The sequence below is a fragment of the Brevundimonas sp. TWP1-3 genome (assembly GCF_049896085.1).
GTDB lineage: Bacteria > Pseudomonadota > Alphaproteobacteria > Caulobacterales > Caulobacteraceae > Brevundimonas.
The window spans coordinates 576,364-592,495 of the sequence record NZ_JAFCTP010000002.1 but is presented as its reverse complement, the minus strand read 5'-3'; the positions used below and the strand labels follow the sequence as shown (position 1 = coordinate 592,495).

The 16,132-nt window shown below is 65.7% G+C and carries 13 protein-coding genes; 4 read left to right on the top strand and 9 right to left on the bottom strand.

What is annotated here, in order from left to right; genetic code table 11:
* Nucleotides 1-7: 7 nt before the first annotated feature.
* The 8 genes from gyrB to rpsT all read right to left on the bottom strand — a co-directional run bounded on the left by gyrB (nucleotide 8) and on the right by rpsT (nucleotide 8,160).
* Nucleotides 8-2,434, bottom strand: a complete 2,427-nt coding sequence (gyrB, locus tag ACP693_RS14790) for a DNA topoisomerase (ATP-hydrolyzing) subunit B (protein ID WP_426020464.1) — start codon at nucleotides 2,432-2,434, stop codon at nucleotides 8-10.
* A gap of 133 nt (nucleotides 2,435-2,567) precedes the next feature.
* Nucleotides 2,568-2,909 carry a type II toxin-antitoxin system RelE/ParE family toxin gene (locus ACP693_RS14785; protein ID WP_426020463.1) on the bottom strand — a complete coding sequence of 114 codons (342 nt, stop codon included), beginning with the start codon at nucleotides 2,907-2,909 and terminating at the stop codon, nucleotides 2,568-2,570.
* Nucleotides 2,906-3,145 (bottom strand): ribbon-helix-helix domain-containing protein, encoded by a 240-nt coding sequence (locus ACP693_RS14780; RefSeq protein ID WP_426020462.1) that lies wholly within the window; start codon nucleotides 3,143-3,145, stop codon nucleotides 2,906-2,908. Before ACP693_RS14780 ends, ACP693_RS14785 begins: the two co-directional genes overlap by 4 nt.
* A 45-nt stretch (nucleotides 3,146-3,190) precedes the next feature.
* Nucleotides 3,191-4,327: a DNA replication/repair protein RecF gene (recF, locus tag ACP693_RS14775; protein WP_426020461.1), complete on the bottom strand. Its 1,137-nt coding sequence runs from the start codon at nucleotides 4,325-4,327 to the stop codon at nucleotides 3,191-3,193.
* Between the two features lie 54 nt (nucleotides 4,328-4,381).
* A complete protein-coding gene (locus ACP693_RS14770; protein ID WP_426020460.1) occupies nucleotides 4,382-4,537 on the bottom strand; it encodes a hypothetical protein in 156 nt (51 codons plus the stop codon).
* Between the two features lie 199 nt (nucleotides 4,538-4,736).
* A complete protein-coding gene (dnaN, locus tag ACP693_RS14765) occupies nucleotides 4,737-5,855 on the bottom strand; it encodes a DNA polymerase III subunit beta (RefSeq protein WP_346494456.1) in 1,119 nt (372 codons plus the stop codon).
* A 108-nt stretch (nucleotides 5,856-5,963) separates the two neighbouring features.
* A complete protein-coding gene (gene dnaA, locus ACP693_RS14760) occupies nucleotides 5,964-7,439 on the bottom strand; it encodes a chromosomal replication initiator protein DnaA (RefSeq protein WP_426020459.1) in 1,476 nt (491 codons plus the stop codon).
* Between the two features lie 451 nt (nucleotides 7,440-7,890).
* Complete coding sequence (rpsT, locus tag ACP693_RS14755; protein WP_135194610.1) at nucleotides 7,891-8,160, bottom strand: 30S ribosomal protein S20; 270 nt, start codon at nucleotides 8,158-8,160, stop codon at nucleotides 7,891-7,893.
* A 218-nt stretch (nucleotides 8,161-8,378) separates the two neighbouring features.
* On the opposite strand from rpsT, the gene ACP693_RS14750 reads away from it, so the two are divergent.
* Together ACP693_RS14750 and ACP693_RS14745 are read left to right on the top strand one after the other, a co-directional pair.
* Nucleotides 8,379-10,904: an ATP-binding protein gene (locus tag ACP693_RS14750; protein ID WP_426020457.1), complete on the top strand. Its 2,526-nt coding sequence runs from the start codon at nucleotides 8,379-8,381 to the stop codon at nucleotides 10,902-10,904.
* A 259-nt stretch (nucleotides 10,905-11,163) separates the two neighbouring features.
* Complete coding sequence (locus tag ACP693_RS14745) at nucleotides 11,164-13,692, top strand: TonB-dependent receptor plug domain-containing protein (protein ID WP_426020456.1); 2,529 nt, start codon at nucleotides 11,164-11,166, stop codon at nucleotides 13,690-13,692.
* A gap of 172 nt (nucleotides 13,693-13,864) precedes the next feature.
* Here the strand turns inward: ACP693_RS14745 and ACP693_RS14740 are convergent, their stop codons facing one another.
* The gene (locus ACP693_RS14740; RefSeq protein WP_426020455.1) at nucleotides 13,865-14,551 is read right to left on the bottom strand and encodes a hypothetical protein; all 687 of its coding nucleotides are present in this window, start codon (nucleotides 14,549-14,551) and stop codon (nucleotides 13,865-13,867) included.
* A 237-nt stretch (nucleotides 14,552-14,788) separates the two neighbouring features.
* Between ACP693_RS14740 and ACP693_RS14735 the strand changes: the two genes are divergently transcribed.
* Together ACP693_RS14735 and ACP693_RS14730 are read left to right on the top strand one after the other, a co-directional pair.
* Nucleotides 14,789-15,502 carry a 2,3-bisphosphoglycerate-dependent phosphoglycerate mutase gene (locus ACP693_RS14735; RefSeq protein WP_426020454.1) on the top strand — a complete coding sequence of 238 codons (714 nt, stop codon included), beginning with the start codon at nucleotides 14,789-14,791 and terminating at the stop codon, nucleotides 15,500-15,502.
* Nucleotides 15,499-16,128 carry a bifunctional diaminohydroxyphosphoribosylaminopyrimidine deaminase/5-amino-6-(5-phosphoribosylamino)uracil reductase RibD gene (locus ACP693_RS14730; RefSeq protein WP_426020452.1) on the top strand — a complete coding sequence of 210 codons (630 nt, stop codon included), beginning with the start codon at nucleotides 15,499-15,501 and terminating at the stop codon, nucleotides 16,126-16,128. The genes ACP693_RS14735 and ACP693_RS14730 overlap by 4 nt, the downstream gene beginning before the upstream one ends.
* Nucleotides 16,129-16,132 lie beyond the last annotated feature (4 nt).

Sequence of the window (16,132 nt, the reverse complement as noted above, 5' to 3'; positions counted from 1 at the left end):
CTCGCCGTCAGACGTCGACGGCGGCGTCCAGGGCGTTTTCCTGGATGAACTCGCGGCGGGGCTCGACCACGTCGCCCATGAGTTTGGCGAACAGGTCGTTGGCGTCTTCCTCGTGCTCGACCGAGACCTGCAGCAAGGTGCGGGCGTTGGAGTCCAGCGTGGTCTCCCACAGCTGTTCCGGGTTCATCTCGCCCAGACCCTTGTAGCGCTGGATTGACAGGCCCTTCTTGCCGGCGTCCAGCACCGCGTTCAGCAGGTCCAGCGGCCCGCGAATGGTCGTGGACTTGTCCTTGCGGCGATAGGTTGCGGGCGAGACGAAGACGCCGTCGAACGCCTGGGCGCGTTCGGCTAAACGACGGGCGTCCAGCGAACGGATCAGGGTCTCTTCCAGCACGATGGTCTCCTGCACCGCGCGACGGGTGCGGGTGAAGACCACGGCGCCCTGTTCGCCCGGTGCGCCCGTCCAGTCGCCGTCGCCTTCTTCGGCATAGAGGTTCAGGCGCACGGCGGCGGCGGCTGATGCGGTCGCCATGTCCGAGGTTTCGGCGAACAGGCCGGCCAGCGCCCCCTGTTCGATGGCGAAGGCCGGCGCGCGCTGGCTGAGGCGATCGACGCCGGCGCTGAAGCTCTTGGCCTCGCGCACCAGGGACTGCAGGTCCAGACCCAGGCGACGTTCGCCGGTCGACAGGTCCAGCTCGGCCTCGGACGAGCCTTCCTCGATCAGATAGGAGTCCATCTCGGACTGGTCCTTGAGGTAGCGCGACTGCTTGCCCTTGGCGACCTTATAGAGCGGCGGCTGGGCGATATAGACGTGGCCGCGCGTGATCAGCTCGGGCATCTGACGATAGAAGAAGGTCAGCAGCAGGGTGCGGATGTGGGCGCCGTCGACGTCGGCGTCCGCCATCAGGATGATCTTGTGATAGCGCAGCTTGTCGGCGTTGAAGTCGTCGCGGCCGATGCCGGTGCCCAGGGCCAGGATCAGGGTGCCGATCAGTTCCGACGACAGCATCCGGTCAAACCGGGCGCGCTCGACGTTCAGAATCTTGCCGCGCAAGGGCAGGACGGCCTGGTTCTCGCGGTTGCGCGCCTGTTTGGCCGAGCCGCCGGCGGAATCGCCCTCGACGATGAACAGTTCGGACTTGGCGGGATCGCGTTCCTGGCAGTCGGCCAGCTTGCCCGGCAGGCTGCTGATTTCCAGCGCGGACTTGCGGCGGGTCAGGTCGCGGGCCTTGCGGGCGGCTTCACGGGCAGATGCGGCCTCGATGATCTTGGCGACCACCTGTTTGGCCTCGACCGGGTGCTCTTCGAACCACTGCGACAGACCCTCGGAGCACAGGCCCTCGACGGCCGGGCGCACCTCGGACGAGACCAGCTTGTCCTTGGTCTGCGACGAGAATTTCGGATCCGGCACCTTGACCGACAGGACGCAGGTCAGGCCCTCGCGGGCGTCTTCGCCGGTGACCGAGACCTTCTCCTTCTTGCCGGCGCCCGAGCTCTCGATATAGCCGCCCATGATGCGGGTCAGGCTGGCGCGGAAGGCCGACAGGTGGGTGCCCCCATCCCGCTGAGGGATGTTGTTGGTGAAGCACAGCATGGTCTCGTGGTAGCTGTCGTTCCACCACAGGGCGAGATCGATCTCGATCCCTTCCTTCTTGCCGCGAATGACGATGACGTCCTTCAGGATCGGCGTCTTGGACTTGTCGAGGTGGCGCACGAAGGCCTCCACGCCGCCCTCATAGTGCAGCAGGATCTCGACCGGCTCGGCGCCGCGATGGTCCGATAGCTTGATGACCACGCCCGAGTTCAGGAAGGCCAGTTCCCGCAGCCGGTGTTCCAGCGTCTTCAGGTCGAAATCGATATGGCTGAAGGTACTGACCGACGGGTAGAAGGTGACCTCGGTGCCGCTCAGGGCCTTGCCGGTGTCCTCGCGGATCGGGGCGTCGCCGGTGATCTCCAGCGACTTGACCGTGTCGCCGCGCTCGAACCGCATCTGGTGCGCCTTGCCGTCGCGATAGATCTTCAGCTCCAGCCAGTCGGACAGGGCGTTGACGACGGACACGCCCACGCCGTGCAGGCCGCCCGAGACCTTGTAGGAGTTCTGGTCGAACTTACCGCCCGCGTGCAGCTGGGTCATGATGACCTCGGCCGCCGAGACGCCTTCGCCCTCGTGGATGCCGGTGGGAATGCCGCGGCCATTGTCGGTCACGGTCACCGAGCCGTCGGCGTTCAGGATGACCTGAACCAGGTCGGCGTGGCCGGCCAGGGCCTCGTCGATGGCGTTGTCCACCACCTCATAGACCATGTGGTGCAGGCCGGAGCCGTCGTCGGTGTCGCCGATATACATGCCGGGACGTTTGCGCACGGCGTCCAGGCCTTTGAGAACCTTGATGGAATCGGCGCCGTATTCGGGCATGTCGGCAATCGGATCGGTCATGAAGTCATTGGCTCTGAAGTCCCGACCGGGACGGGGATGGAGCGCCGCGTGGAGCACTCGAATCGACGGCGGTGTCGCACCGCGCCGAAGCCCGCAACATATAGGAAATTTGGGGCAAATTGCGAGGGAAAGACTACGCTTGGTCCCCGTCCTCTGGAGGGTCCGCGAATACGGCGTCGAGGTCGCGCGCACCGTGCAAAATTCGCAAGACGTCTATGTAGTTTGACGTGTCGAAATAGCAGACAAGATAGGGAAAGTTCGGGATCGGCCAGGTCCGCAAACCCGGCAAGCCGCAGTGGTCTCCAACCAGACGGGAGCCGATGCCGGGATTTCGGCTGATCCTCTCGAAAGCGTCTTTCAGCGCGGTGGAAAACCGCGTCGCAAGCCTGTTTCCAGACTGTTCGAGATAGTAGTCCACGACGCCGTCATGATCGTCGATCGCGGTCGGGCGTTGCCGGATCGGCTTGCCGGTCACGCCGATGTCTTGCGCTCGAACTGGCGGATACGTTCGCGCTGGCGTTCCCAATAGGCGTCATCGACCAGAACGCCGGGGCCAGAATTGCGACCTTCCAGCAGCATGTCGCGGATGCGTTTTTTCTGCTGCTCCTGGCGAACGAGGGCGCGAATGTATTCGCTGCTCGTTCCGAAGCCCTGATCACTGACCTGATCGTCGATGAAGGTCTTCAGCGCGTCCGGGAGTGAGATGTTCATCGTGGCCATGCCGAAAATGATACTCGAATGGCAAAAAATGGCAATCTAGTCGCTTTCCAGCGCGCCGCCGGCGACGCGGACGAACTGGGCGCGGCCTTCCAGACCGGCGAACAGGTCGCGTTCGGTGCCGGTCATGAAGGCCTGGAGATCGAGGGCGACGATCTCTTCGAACAGGGCGGCGCGGCGGCGTTCGTCGAGGTGGGCGGGCGCTTCGTCCAGCAGCAGGACGGGGCGGGCGGGCCCGGCGACGGCCTGATCTGACAGGCGGGTGATCTGGGCCAGGATCAGGTTCAGGACCAGGGCCTTCTGCTCGCCCGAAGACCCCTCGGCGGCGGGGCGTTGCTTCTCGCGGTGCAGCGCGGTCAGGTCGGTGCGATGCGGCCCGAACAGAGACCGGCCGGCTGCGCCGTCGCGGGCGCGGGCCTTGGCGAGGCCCTCGCGGATGACGGCGGCGATCTCGTCTTCCTCGGCGCCCGTCTCGGCCATCTGTTCGGCAGGACCGTCCAGCCCCAGGTCGGCCTGAGGGAAGGGGCGGTCGCTGCGGGCGTCGATGGCGGCCTGGAGCGCGTGCAGGGCGGCGACGCGGGCGATGGCGGCGCGGGCGCCGGCCTCGCCCAGCCGAAGCTCCAGCGCATCCAGCCAGACGGGGTCGGCTTCGCGTCCGTCTGCCGCATCGTTCAGCAGGCGCAGCCGTTCGCGCAGGGCCTTCTCATAGATCGACACGCTGGCGGCGTGATCGGGGTCGGCGGCGAAGACCAGTCGGTCGAAGAATTTCAGCCGCTCGGCCCGCGCGTCGGAGAACAGCCGGTCCTGCTCGGGCGTGGCCCAGACGGGGCGCAGATAATCGAGCAACCGTCCCGGCTGGGCCGTCTCGCCGTCGATGCGGACGATGCGCCGCGCGGCGCCCGCGGCCTGGACGCCGGTGCCCAGACGCGTCTCGTCGTCCAGTTCGACCATGACGGCCCAGGCGCGGCCGGCCGCCTCGCCGGGCTCGCGCCGGCCCATCTCGGCGGCGGTGGCCCCTCGCAGTCCCTTGCCGGGGGTCAGCAGGCTGATCGCCTCCAAGAGATTGGTCTTTCCCGCCCCGTTCGGCCCATGCAGCACCACAGGCCCGGAGGTCATCTCCAGCCGTGCGCCCGCATAGGAGCGGAAGTCGGTGAGGGTGAGGGAAATCAGGCTCAATCTATCCGCTCATCCCGGCGAAAGCCGGGACCCAGTCCTTTTGCTCAGCACGATCTAACCGAGCAATGTTGGAAACAGATCCGCCCATGCCGAGTTCTTGCGCTCGATAAGCTCCAGCTTCCAGATCCGTTTCCATTCCTTGATCTGGCGTTCGCGAACGAAGGCCGCATCGCGCGTTTCGTGGATTTCGTACCAGACCAGAAGCGCCACGCCATATCGGCTCGTAAAACCTGGCGCAGCTTGTCGCGGTGTTCGGCCACCCGCTTGATCAGATCGTCGGTCCAGCCGGTGTAGAGCGTGCCGTTGCGCTGACTGGCGACGATGTAGGTGAAGCACGCCAACGCCAGCCTCCGGTACGAACGAAAGCACTGGGTCCCGGCTTTCGCCGGGATGAGCGGAAATACCTTGCTTAGACCCTCAGCGGCATCAGCACATACTGAACGCCCGGATCGGCCGGGTCGAGCACCAGTGTCGGGCTGGCCGGGTCGGCGAAGCGGAAGGCGGCGTTTTCGCCGGTGATCTGGCCGGCGACGTCCAGCAGGTAGCGGGCGTTGAAGCCGATCTCGAACGGTTCGTCGGAATAGCCGATCTCGACCTCTTCCTCGGCCTGGCCGGCTTCCATGTTGCGCACGGTCAGCTTCACCCGGTCGTTGTCGAAGGCCAGTTTCACCGAACGGCTCTTCTCGGCCGAGATGGTGGCGACGCGGTCGACGGCCTTGGCGAACAGGGCGTTGTCGATGTCGGCCTGTTTGTCGTTGCCCTTGGGAATGACGCGCAGATAGTCGGGGAAGGCGCCGTCGATGACCTTGGACGTCAGGGACGCCTCGCCCATCTGGAAACGGATTTTCTGGGCCGAGACGGTGACCTCGACCGGGCCGCCCGCGTCGTCCAGCAGGCGGCGGACCTGGTCGATGGTCTTGCGCGGCACGATCACGCCGGGGCCGCCGGCCGCGCCTTCGGGCGCAGGCGTCTCGGCCAGGGCCAGGCGGTGGCCGTCGGTGGCGACGGCACGCAGCAGGGGCACGCCGGCCTCGGAGACCGTGTGCAGATAAAGGCCGTTCAGATAGTAGCGGGTTTCCTCGGTCGAGACCGCGAACCGGGTCTTGTCGATCAGGCGGGCCAGATCTTCCTTGGGCATGACATAGGAGGCGCCGGCGCTGTCGGTGGACATGACGGGGAAGTCGCCTGCCGGCAGGACCGGCAGGTTGAAGCGAGACCGACCGGCCGAGACGACCAGACGGGGATCGTCGCCCGAATAGAGCAGAGAGACCTCGGCGCCTTCGGGCAGCTTGCGGACGATTTCATACAGGGTGTGGGCGGGCGCCGTGATCTGGCCCTCGACCTGCACCTGGGCCTCGGCCTCGTCGACCATCTCCATGTCCAGATCGGTGGCGGCGAAGGCCAGCCGGTCGCGCCCTGCGGACAGCAGGACGTTGGACAGGATCGGAATGGTGTTTCGACGTTCGACGACGCTCTGGACGTGGCCCAAGGCCTTGAGGAGCGCGGATCGTTCGATGGTCAGCTGCATGTCGTCTCGCCCGGCGCGGCCGATTCGCAGATGGCCGCGGTTAAGTGACCTGGGACACTAGCGGATTGCGCGGCGGGAGCAACGGGTCAGACCCGCTGCTCCACAGCTTCAGCCGCGAAGCTTGCGCGTCAGGGCCTCAACGTCGCGGGCGATCTGGTCGTCCTGCGGCATCAGCTCCTCGATCTTGCGCACGCCATGCAGGACCGTGGTGTGGTCGCGACCGCCGAAACGACGGCCGATGTCGGGATAGGAGCGGGTCGTGTGCTGCTTGCACAGATACATGGCGATCTGGCGCGGACGGGCGACCGCACGGGTGCGGCGCTCGCTGAGCAGATCGGCCTGTTTCATGTTGAAGTGGTCGGCGACCGTCTTCTGGATCTCGTCCACGGTGATGCGGCGCTCGGGTCCGCCGCGCATGGCGGCGCCCAGCAGGGTCGAGGCCTCGTCCACCGAGACGGAAGACAGGCGCGATCCGGCGGCGGCGGCTAAAGTGTTCACGGCGCCCTCAAGCTCGCGCATCGAACCGGGGGTGCGGTCCACCAGCTGGGCCAGAACCTCGGGATTGGCCTCGCCCTGAACGACGCCCAGGGCCGACAGGGCCTTGAGCCGGTTCTGGGCCACGGCGATCTTCAGCTCGCGGTCGCCCGCCTCGACCGGGCAGGTCAGGCCGGCGGCCAGGTGGCTGCGCAGGCGCGGCTCGACCTCGGTCAGGGCCATCGGTGCGCGGTCGGCCGAGAAGACGATGCGTTTTCCGTCCTCGATCAGGGCGGTCAGGGTCGAGAGCAGTTCTTCCTGGGTCGAGGTCTTGCCGCCCACGAACTGGACATCGTCCAGCAGCAGCATGTCGGCGCTCCGCAAGCTCTCCTTGAAGGCGGCGGTCGAGCGGTCCTGCATCGCCTTGACGAAGGTGGACAAGAAACGTTCGGCGGTCAGATAGACGACCTTGGCCTCGGGCCGCAGGCGCTGGGCCTCCCAGGCGATGGCGTTCAGCAGGTGGGTCTTGCCGTAGCCGTAGGGGCCGCAGAAGAAGACGGGGTTGAAGTGACCGTCGGCCCAGCTGGCGACCTGTTTGGCGATGGCCAGGGCGAAGGCGTTGCCCTGACCCTCCACGAAGCTGTCGAAGGTCAGGCGGTCCTGCAGGCCGGCGGCGCGGACGGCGCGGGCGCCGTCCGCGCTGATGGGCGCGGCGGGCGCAATATGGGGCGTCGAGGCGAAGGCGGCCAGGCGCGGAGCGGCGTCGGCCGCATTGCCTGACAACACGGCCGAGGCCGGCGGGGCCGAACCCACCTCGGCGCGGCAGCGCACCTCAAGGCGGCGGTTCAGGCCGTCCAGGCCCAGCCACAGCTCGTTCATGCGGCGCAGGGCGTTCTTGCGCACCCAGTCGCGGGCATAGGCGGTGGGGGTGACCAGGATCAGGCCGCCGGCGTTGTCCAGCCGGACCGCCGACGGGGCGATGTAGGACGAGAAGGGGCCGTCGCCGATCTCGGCGCGCAGACGCACAGAGGCCTCGCTCCAGATGCGGTCCGGGTCCGTCATTCCCGACGTCTTCGTTCCGCCCGCCATCGCCGTTGCGCCCCCAACCATCTTGCCCGCCCAGTCCAAAACCAAATCCGACCTTCCGCGACTTCAGGGCGATGGTTCAGGGACGACTTCTCCTGCGCCGAAAAGCGATGCTTTTCGGACGGGGTCGAACCTCTGGACAGACATCTCCCGCCAACGCGAAACCAAGTCCCGCGCCGTCTTCATCCGTGCTGGGATGGAAGTGCGTTAGAGGCCAAAACTTACGCTGCGAGCCGGGTGGGTCAACGCTGATTCGTTGGTCGATTCGCAGTTAAATTGTTTGACTCCGTCAAACCCTGATCCTGCTTGGAATTTCCGGCGAACCGTCGCTCGACGAGTGACGATTTCAAAAATGCACCTTAGCGACGCAACGCAAAACGCCGAAGGAGCATGCGCTCCTTCGGCGTTGATATTGCTTCATAATCCCACAACGAAACAGCGACAGCTGCTCCGTCCGCGTCGGATTAAATTTGGCTCAGGCGGCCGACAGCTTCTTCAGCTGGGCGGCCAGGCGCGACACCTTGCGCGAGCCGGTGTTCTTGTGAACGACGCCCTTGGAGACTGCGCGCATCAGCTCGGATTGAGCTTCGACGAAAGCGGTCTTGGCGACGGCGGCGTCGCCACCGGCCAGAGCTTCCTGGAACTTGCGCAGATAGGTGCGGACGCGCGAACGGCGCGCCTTGTTCACTTCGGTACGCGCTTCGATCTTGCGGATCGCCTTGCGGGCGCCGGGGTTGTTGGCCATGTCAAACCTTCGAACGGAAAACGCCGCGGAGCACACGTCCACGGCGCGGAAATCTCAAGAGGGCGGGCCTATAGCCGAAAGCCCGGGGGCGGTCAACGCAGAGTCTCGGTCAGATCGACTCTCGATCCCGGACGACGCCGCTGCGGGCCGTCGCGGCGCCGGTTGATAAACCTTATTCAACGAACGGCGTGGCAGGGTCTGGACGAACCGGAACCCGCATGTCCAGATTCTCTGTTTCGCTTATTGTCGCCCTCGTTCTGACAGGGCTGTTTGTCCCCGTCTCGCTGGCCCAGGGCCAGGCTTCCGCCTCGGCCCGCACGCCGTTGGCCTTGGCGCAGGCGGTGGAACGCCGTGCGGGTGCGACGGACTTCGCGGCGTTGGAGTCCTTTGGCCGTGAGGCCATGGAACGGCGCGACCGCGAGGGGCTGAACCGACTTTATCATGTGGCCTGGATTTTGTTGAACCAGGGCGAGTTCGATCGGGCCAAGGTCTGGAACGACCGGCTGGCGCAGGCCGCTCGTCGGCAGGGCGACAAGCGATATTTGCAGATCGCTCATCTCAACGCCCTGACGCTGCGCTACGATCAGGGCGACACGGCCGCAGCCGAGGAGGTGCGACGCATCTCCGAGACCGAGCAAGACTGGTTCGCCCGCACCCACGCCATACGCATCTGGGCCCTGGCCTTGATGGACCAGGACAAGATCGGCGAAGGACTGAGCCTGCTGACCAATGCGGACGCCCTGATCCCGGACAACGCCCCCTATGCGAACGCGGCGCGGGCGGGGCTGTGGGAGATGACCGGCATCGGCCTGCAGAAGCTGAACGACATCACCGGCGCCACCGCCGCCTTCGGCCGGTTCGAGATCGATTTCGCCAACCCGGCCTATCCGCGGCCGGATTTCGACGCCGTCTACAATCTGGCCAGGTTGTCGAGCCAGATCGGCGACGCCGCCCAGGCGCAGCGCCTGTATCTGATCCACCACCGACTGACGCAGCGGGCGGGGTTGCCCAGTCTGTCGGTCTATGACGCCAATCTGTGCGCCATCGTCGCCGAGGCCCGACAGGCGCCAAGGGATGTGCTGCAGTGCCTGGCCCCTTATGGCGAAGACCTCGGCGAAGCCTCCTTCCTCGCCGCTCATCTGCTGCCTGCACGGGCGATCGCCCGAGCACAGACGGGACAAATCGCCGAAGCGCGCCGCGACCTTGAGCAGATGCGCCGGCGCCAGGCCGGAGGCGCCCGCCGGGACGAGGGGGCATCGGAACTGCCGCATGTGGAAGCGGAAATCTTGTTCGCCGAGGGACGCCCGGCCGAGGCCTATGAAAGGCTGCGAGAGCATGCCCGGCTGGACAAGATCGCGGACGCCAGCCGCTTCAGCGCGGGTATTCGCCAGGTCACCGGCGACATGCAGCAGCAACTGACCCGCCGCCGCGAACAGCTGGAGACCGCGCGCGCCAACACCCAGTTGCAGGGCGACGTCATCGAAACGCAGAGATGGCTGATGGGGATCGCCGCCGTCTTTGGCCTGGTGTCCGTCTTCGGCCTTGTGTGGCTTTGGCGTCAGTCGCGGAGGCTGCGGATCGCGCAACGGCGCGCGGAGGAGGCGAGCCGGTCGAAATCGGAATTCCTGGCCAATATGAGCCATGAGATCCGCACGCCGCTGAACGGGGTCGTGGCCATGGCCGACGCCCTGTCTCGCGCGGGCCTCGACCCTCGCGAGCGAGAGATGGCTGAGGTGATCCACGCTTCGGGCGTCACCCTGGAACGCTTGCTGTCCGACATTCTCGACACGGCCAAGATCGAGGCGGGCCAGATTTCGCTGGAGCGCGCCACCTTCGATCTCGGCGACACGGTGCGCGGCGTGGCGGCCCTCTACCGTCCTCGCGCCGAGGAAAAGGGCGTGGATCTGCGTCTGGAGGTCGAGCCGGCGCTGGACGTCGCCGTCGAGGGGGATGTGGTGCGGGTGCGCCAGGTCCTGTCCAATCTTATCTCCAATGCGATGAAGTTCACCGACCGGGGAGAGGTGGCGATCGGCGTGACGACCGCCGGCGAGGGGCGGGTGAGATTTTCCGTGACGGACACCGGCTGCGGCTTCGACGCCGAACAGAAGAGCCGCATCTTCTCGCGCTTCCAGCAGGCGGATGGATCGATCACGCGCCGGTTCGGCGGCACGGGTCTTGGGCTGACGATCTCGCGCGATCTGGTCGAGCTGATGGGCGGTCAGTTGGAATGCGACGGCGAACCGGGCGTCGGCGCCCGGTTCTGGTTCGAGATTCCGCTCGCGCCCGCCGTCGAGGCGCCGGTGTCGACGCCGGTCGAGCCGGCGGCGGAGATGGTCTTTCCTGCGCGCATCCTTTTGGCCGACGACCATCCGGCGAACCGCAAGGTCATGGAGATCATGCTGGGCGGCCTGCCGACCGAACTGGTCCTGGTCGACGACGGGCAGCAGGCGGTGGAGGCCTTCCGCAACGGCGGCTTCGACCTAGTGCTGATGGACATGCAGATGCCGGTCATGGACGGGCTAAGCGCCACCCGAGCCATCCGCAGCCTGGAGGTGGAACAAGGCCGGGCGCGCACGCCCTTGGTCATGCTGACGGCCAACGCCTTGGCCGAACATATCGAAGCAGGCCGCGCGGCGGGGGCGGACGGTCATCTTTCCAAGCCGATCACGCTGCAGACCTTGATCGCCGCCGTGGCCGCAGCCGTGGAAAAGGTGCGCGGGTCCGAGCCGAAGTCGCCGACCTGAGCGTTGAGCAATGCGCTCGCGCCTTTGCAGAGGAAATAGGTGTTCGGGCGCGAAATCCTCGTGCTTGACGCCGTTCTCGCTTGAAGAAGCCGCACGCCAAGCGGTGATTTAAACGGCGCAGATCGCCTATTCCGTCGCGACTTTTTTCGCTGTGTTGAAAGGGTGCAACGCTTTCTGTTTCTTCATGAATTGTGTCGCTTTACGGCCATGTTTGTACCGTCCTGCAAGGGGCTGAATTCGTTTCCCGGACCGTCGTTCCATGACCCAGATCGCGCTTATGTTGTTGGCGCTGGCCCCCACGGCCGGCGTCGCCCAGACCACGGCGGCCCAGACCACGGCGGCCCAGACCACCGCAGCCCAGACTCCGCAGGAAGAGCCCACGACCGTGCTGCCCGATGTCGAGGTCACGGCGGCGCGGCGTGGCGTGGCCCTGGGCGGGCAGGAGCCGATCGTCTCCTATGACGCCGCCCAGATCCAGGCGTTCGGCGCGACCAATATCGGCGAGCTGATCACCCTGCTGGAAGCCCAGACCCGCAGCGCGCGCGGCGGCTCTCCGGTCTTCCTGGTCAATGGACGGCGCATCTCGGGCTTCCGCGAAATCCGGGGCATCCCGCCCGAGGCGATCGAGCGTTTCGACGTCCTGCCGGAAGAGACGGCCCTGTCCTATGGCTACAGCGCCAATCAGCGGGTGGTGAACATCGTCCTGAAGGCGGACTTCAAGTCCCTGACCGCCTCGGTGAACGTCAGCCGGCCGGAGCAGGGCGGGCGTACGACCACCTCCAGCGAGAACAACGTCCTGCGTATCGCCGGGGGCGACCGCTGGTCGCTGGACATCAACGGCACGACCGCCAACACCCTGTTCGAGACCGAGCGCGATATCGACCGTAGCGCCACGGCCGGTGGAGCAACCGGTGAAGAGGCGAACGCCTATCGCACCCTGCTGCCCAAGACCGATGAGGTTTCGGTGGCTGGGACCTACAAGCACGACCTGAACGACAAGGTCGGAATGACGCTGAGCGGCAGCTTGGAAGACTCCAGCAGCTTCAGCTACCAGGGCCTGCCCAACCTTCTTCTGAATGTGCCAGGGACCAATCCCTTTTCGCCGTCCGGCCAGGACGAGACGCTGTTCAGCTATCTGGACTTGCCCGGCTCCCTGACGCGCAAGACCGACACCCGCACCGCCGAGCTGGGAACGGTCTTCGACGGCTATGTGGGCGACTGGCGCTGGACGGCGACGGGGGAATACAGCCGCGTCGAGACCGACACCTCAACCGGGCGCGGTGTGGACGAGGTCGCCCTGCAAGCCTTGACCGCGGGCGACCTGACGGTCAATCCCTTCGGCGATCTGACCAGCCGCGCCACGGTCAATCCACGTGACACCGCCAACTCGCTGGCCCAGACCGCTACGGCCGAACTGGTCCTTAACGGCCGGCCTTACGAACTGCCCGCAGGCGACATCACCTCGACCTTCAAGGTGGGCGCGGGCTATCAGTCGCTGGACTCCGAGAGCGTGCGCTCCGGCGTCGCCGTGGATCGGTCGCAGTCGCGCAACTCGGGCAGCGTCCAGGCCAACTTCGACCTGCCGATCTCGAACGTCGATCGCGGCATCCTGCCCAAGATCGGCGACCTGTCGGCCAATCTGAACCTGGCCTATCAGGAGCTGTCCGACTTCGGCGGCGTCACCGCCGTCGGCGCGGGCCTGAACTGGTCCCCGGTCGAGCGGCTGTCGCTGTCAGCCAACTATTCCGACGAGGGCAAGGCCCCCACCGTCCAGCAGTTGAACGACCCGACGGTGTCGACGCCCAACACGCCAGTGTTCGATTTCCGCAACAACCAGACTGTCGAAATCAATCAGATCACAGGCGGCGACCCCAATCTGAAGGCCGAGGATCGGCGCATCCTGAAGCTGGGCATGAACTGGCAGCCCGTGTCGGCCCAGGATTTCCGGCTGAACCTGGCCTATACCCGCACCGAAGCGGACAACGAGATTTCCAGCTTCCCCGCCATCACCCCGGACCTGGAAGCGGCCCTGCCGGATCGGTTCGTGCGCGACTCCGATGGCAATCTGCTGTCCATCGACGCCCGCCCGCTGAACTTCTTCAAGCGCGAGCAGCAGGACGTGCAGTGGGGCTTCAACTTCTCGCGTCCCTTCGGCAAGCCGAACCCGGCAGAGGCCGGTCAGGGGCCTGGCGGGCGTCCCGGCGGTGGTGGGGCAATGATGGGCGGCGGCCCACGTGGACCCGGAGGCCCTGGCGGCGGCGGACGGATGCGCGGCTCGCGCGGGCCGGGGATGCAGCCCGGCCAAGGGATGTTCAATCTGTCGCTGACCCACACCTGGCGCGTCCAGGACGAGGTCGTGATCCGCGAGGGTCTGGCGCCGCTGGACCTGCTGGACGGCGACTCGATCTCGGGTTCAGGCGGTCAGTCGCGCCATGAGGTTCAGCTTCAGACCGGCCTGTTCAAGAATGGGCTGGGCGCCTTCGTCAACGCCAACTGGCGCGCGGGCACCACGGTCAATGGCGACACGCTCGGTTCGCCCGACCTGGACTTCTCGGGGCGGACGACGGTCAATCTGTTCGCCTTCGCCGACCTGACCCAGCGCACGTCGTGGGTGGAACGCTTCCCGTTCCTGAAGGGGACGCGGATCGGGTTCGGGGTTCAAAACATCTTCGACGACCGGGTTTCGGTGACCAGCAGCGACGGCGCCACGCCCGTCAACTATCAGCGGGACTATCTGGACCCACAGGGCCGGGTCTTCCGCATCAACCTGCGCAAGATCCTGTTCTAGGGGATCAGGTCGGCGGCTCAGGGCCAGACGGTCGCCAGGGCGATCATCACGACGGCGGCGCCGAGCGCCAGGGCGAAGAAGATACGGTCTGACATCGGTCTGCTTGAAAAATCGACTAGGAATCATCATCGCTCGTTAGTGAGCGATACAAGACTCTAAATGTTTCTAGCACTCAAAGTTGGTCGGTGATCCACAGGCCCCAGCTACGAGCGTCATCAATTGTCGAGAATATCAAACGTTCAAATGAGTATGGATTGCTCCGCACGGTCAGCGTCAGCGTTGGAGCTCCGGCAACCATCCGAGTGTCTTCTTGCTTCGTCACCACGGTCTTGATGGTGTGTGAGGTTGGCATAGCACTAGCGGCACCTACAACGGCCCCCATTGGCCCAAAAACCAGGCCCCCGAGCATTGCGCGTCCGACACCCGATTTCCGTTTTGCGACAGCTACTGGCGTTGAAACGACTCGGAGATATTTTTCAATGACATCGTCTTGCGAAACCGTCGCTTCGTGAATCTCAGTGAATGAATAGACTCGATCACTCGCCAACGTGAAAACTCGCCGCTCCACAGGCTCGTCAAGGAAGTCCCAAAAAAGCTCGGACGGCTTTGTCCAGCTTGTGATGCGAATGCCACCATCAACTGCTGCGATGATAGCTTGTTCTTCACCACGCTCACAAAGGAATCGTGGTTCCCGAAAATGCTCAGTGAGAAAGGCTGTTCGATCCTGCTCGAACGCTGTGCGTAAAGCTGTAGCCTTTTCGTCCCGCTCAGTAGCGTGCTGCTCAGAAGCTTTGTCGGCTTTCGCCAGCATTATTCCAAACAGTATGACCGCGCCAAAAATCCCTATAATCCACCACATAGAATAGCCCTCCTTATCAGGGGATAGACAGGCCGTTAGATCAAAGCAATCACCAATCAACGTTCTTAAAGGCGGTGCCTGGCTGCGAGGATTTGTAGGGTTTACTCCAGATCGATCGCCTGTCCGGGCGTGGGCGACGCAACAAGGAATGGCGACGGCGTCCTCTCTTTGCGTGAGCCTTGACCGATTTCGGAGGGCGTCCTACCCCGAAAGACCGTTTCCCGAAGGACCGACCGAATGCCGCGACTGATCCTGCTCCGCCATGGCCAGAGCCAGTGGAACCTCGAAAACCGCTTCACCGGCTGGGTCGATGTCGATCTGACGGCGGAGGGCGAGGCCCAGGCGCGTCACGGCGGCGAGCTGATCGCCGAGGCCGGGTTCAAGCCGGCGGTCATGTTCACCTCGGTCCTGACGCGCGCCAAACGCACCGGCGCCCTGGCCATGCAGTCGGCGGGCCTGACCGATGTGCCGGTGATCGAGGACTGGCGCCTGAACGAGCGCCACTACGGCGGGCTGACGGGTCTGAACAAGGCCGAGACGGCGCAGAAACACGGCGAGGACCAGGTCAAGGTCTGGCGCCGCAGCTATGACGTGCCGCCGCCCCCTCTGGCGCCCGGCGGCGAGTTCGATTTCGAGGCCGACCCCCGCTATGTCGGCAAGGCCATTCCCGACACCGAAAGCCTGAAGACCACGCTGGATCGGGTCAAACCCTATTGGGACGCCGAGATCGCGCCGCGCCTGAAGGCCGGCGAGGACGTGCTGATCGCCGCCCACGGCAACTCTCTGCGGGCCATCGTCAAACTGCTGTTCGGCGTGCCGGACGATCAGATCGTCGGCGTCGAAATTCCCACGGGCAATCCGCTGGAGATCGATCTGGACACGGAGCTGAAGCCCACCGCCGCCCGCTATCTCGACGCCGCCCGCGCCGAAGCGCTGCCGACCGCATCATGAGCTGGAGCGCCGCCGACCAGGCCTTCATGGCCCAGGCCATCGCCCTGGCGACGGGGCGAATGGGCGAGACCTGGCCCAATCCGGCGGTCGGCTGTGTCATCGTCAAGGACGGTCGGGTGATCGCCCAGGCCGCCACCGCGCCGGGCGGCCGCCCCCACGCCGAAGAGCAGGCCGTGCCTGCCGCCGGCGCCGAGGTCGTTGGTTCGACCGTCTATGTCACGCTGGAGCCGTGCGGCGCCCGGTCGTCAGGCCGCAAGTCGTGCGCCCATTTCCTGACCGAGGCGGGCGTGGCGCGGGTGGTCATCGCCTGCCTGGATCCGTCGCCCTTCGCCGCCGGACGCGGCACCGAGCGCCTGCGCGCGCAAGGGCTGACCGTCGAGACCGGGCTGATGTGCGAGGAGGGCGCGGCCCTGTGCGAAGGCTTCCTGCATCGGCTGGAGACCGGACGGCCCATGGTGCGGGTCAGCGAGGACGGCGTCGGCTTCGATGGCCGCTTCGTCGCCTCGCCCAAGGCCGATCTGGTCACCGAGCTGAAGCGACTGGGGGAGGCGGGCTATACGCGCCTGTGGACCGGCTCCGGCGAGCTGGCCGAGGCGCTCGAAGAGCAGGGCCTGCTCAGCGTCTGACAAC

Excerpts from the sequence above, each read along its gene's own strand:
- gyrB (WP_426020464.1), bottom strand. The coding sequence starts at position 2,434 with ATGACCGATCCGATTGCCGACATGCCCGAATACGGCGCCGATTCCATC.
- ACP693_RS14780 (WP_426020462.1), bottom strand. The coding sequence starts at position 3,145 with ATGAACATCTCACTCCCGGACGCGCTGAAGACCTTCATCGACGATCAG.
- dnaN (WP_346494456.1), bottom strand. The coding sequence starts at position 5,855 with ATGCAGCTGACCATCGAACGATCCGCGCTCCTCAAGGCCTTGGGCCAC.
- dnaA (WP_426020459.1), bottom strand. The coding sequence starts at position 7,439 with ATGGTTGGGGGCGCAACGGCGATGGCGGGCGGAACGAAGACGTCGGGA.
- rpsT (WP_135194610.1), bottom strand. The coding sequence starts at position 8,160 with ATGGCCAACAACCCCGGCGCCCGCAAGGCGATCCGCAAGATCGAAGCG.
- ACP693_RS14750 (WP_426020457.1), top strand. The coding sequence starts at position 8,379 with ATGTCCAGATTCTCTGTTTCGCTTATTGTCGCCCTCGTTCTGACAGGG.
- ACP693_RS14745 (WP_426020456.1), top strand. The coding sequence starts at position 11,164 with ATGACCCAGATCGCGCTTATGTTGTTGGCGCTGGCCCCCACGGCCGGC.
- ACP693_RS14740 (WP_426020455.1), bottom strand. The coding sequence starts at position 14,551 with ATGTGGTGGATTATAGGGATTTTTGGCGCGGTCATACTGTTTGGAATA.
- ACP693_RS14735 (WP_426020454.1), top strand. The coding sequence starts at position 14,789 with ATGCCGCGACTGATCCTGCTCCGCCATGGCCAGAGCCAGTGGAACCTC.
- ACP693_RS14730 (WP_426020452.1), top strand. The coding sequence starts at position 15,499 with ATGAGCTGGAGCGCCGCCGACCAGGCCTTCATGGCCCAGGCCATCGCC.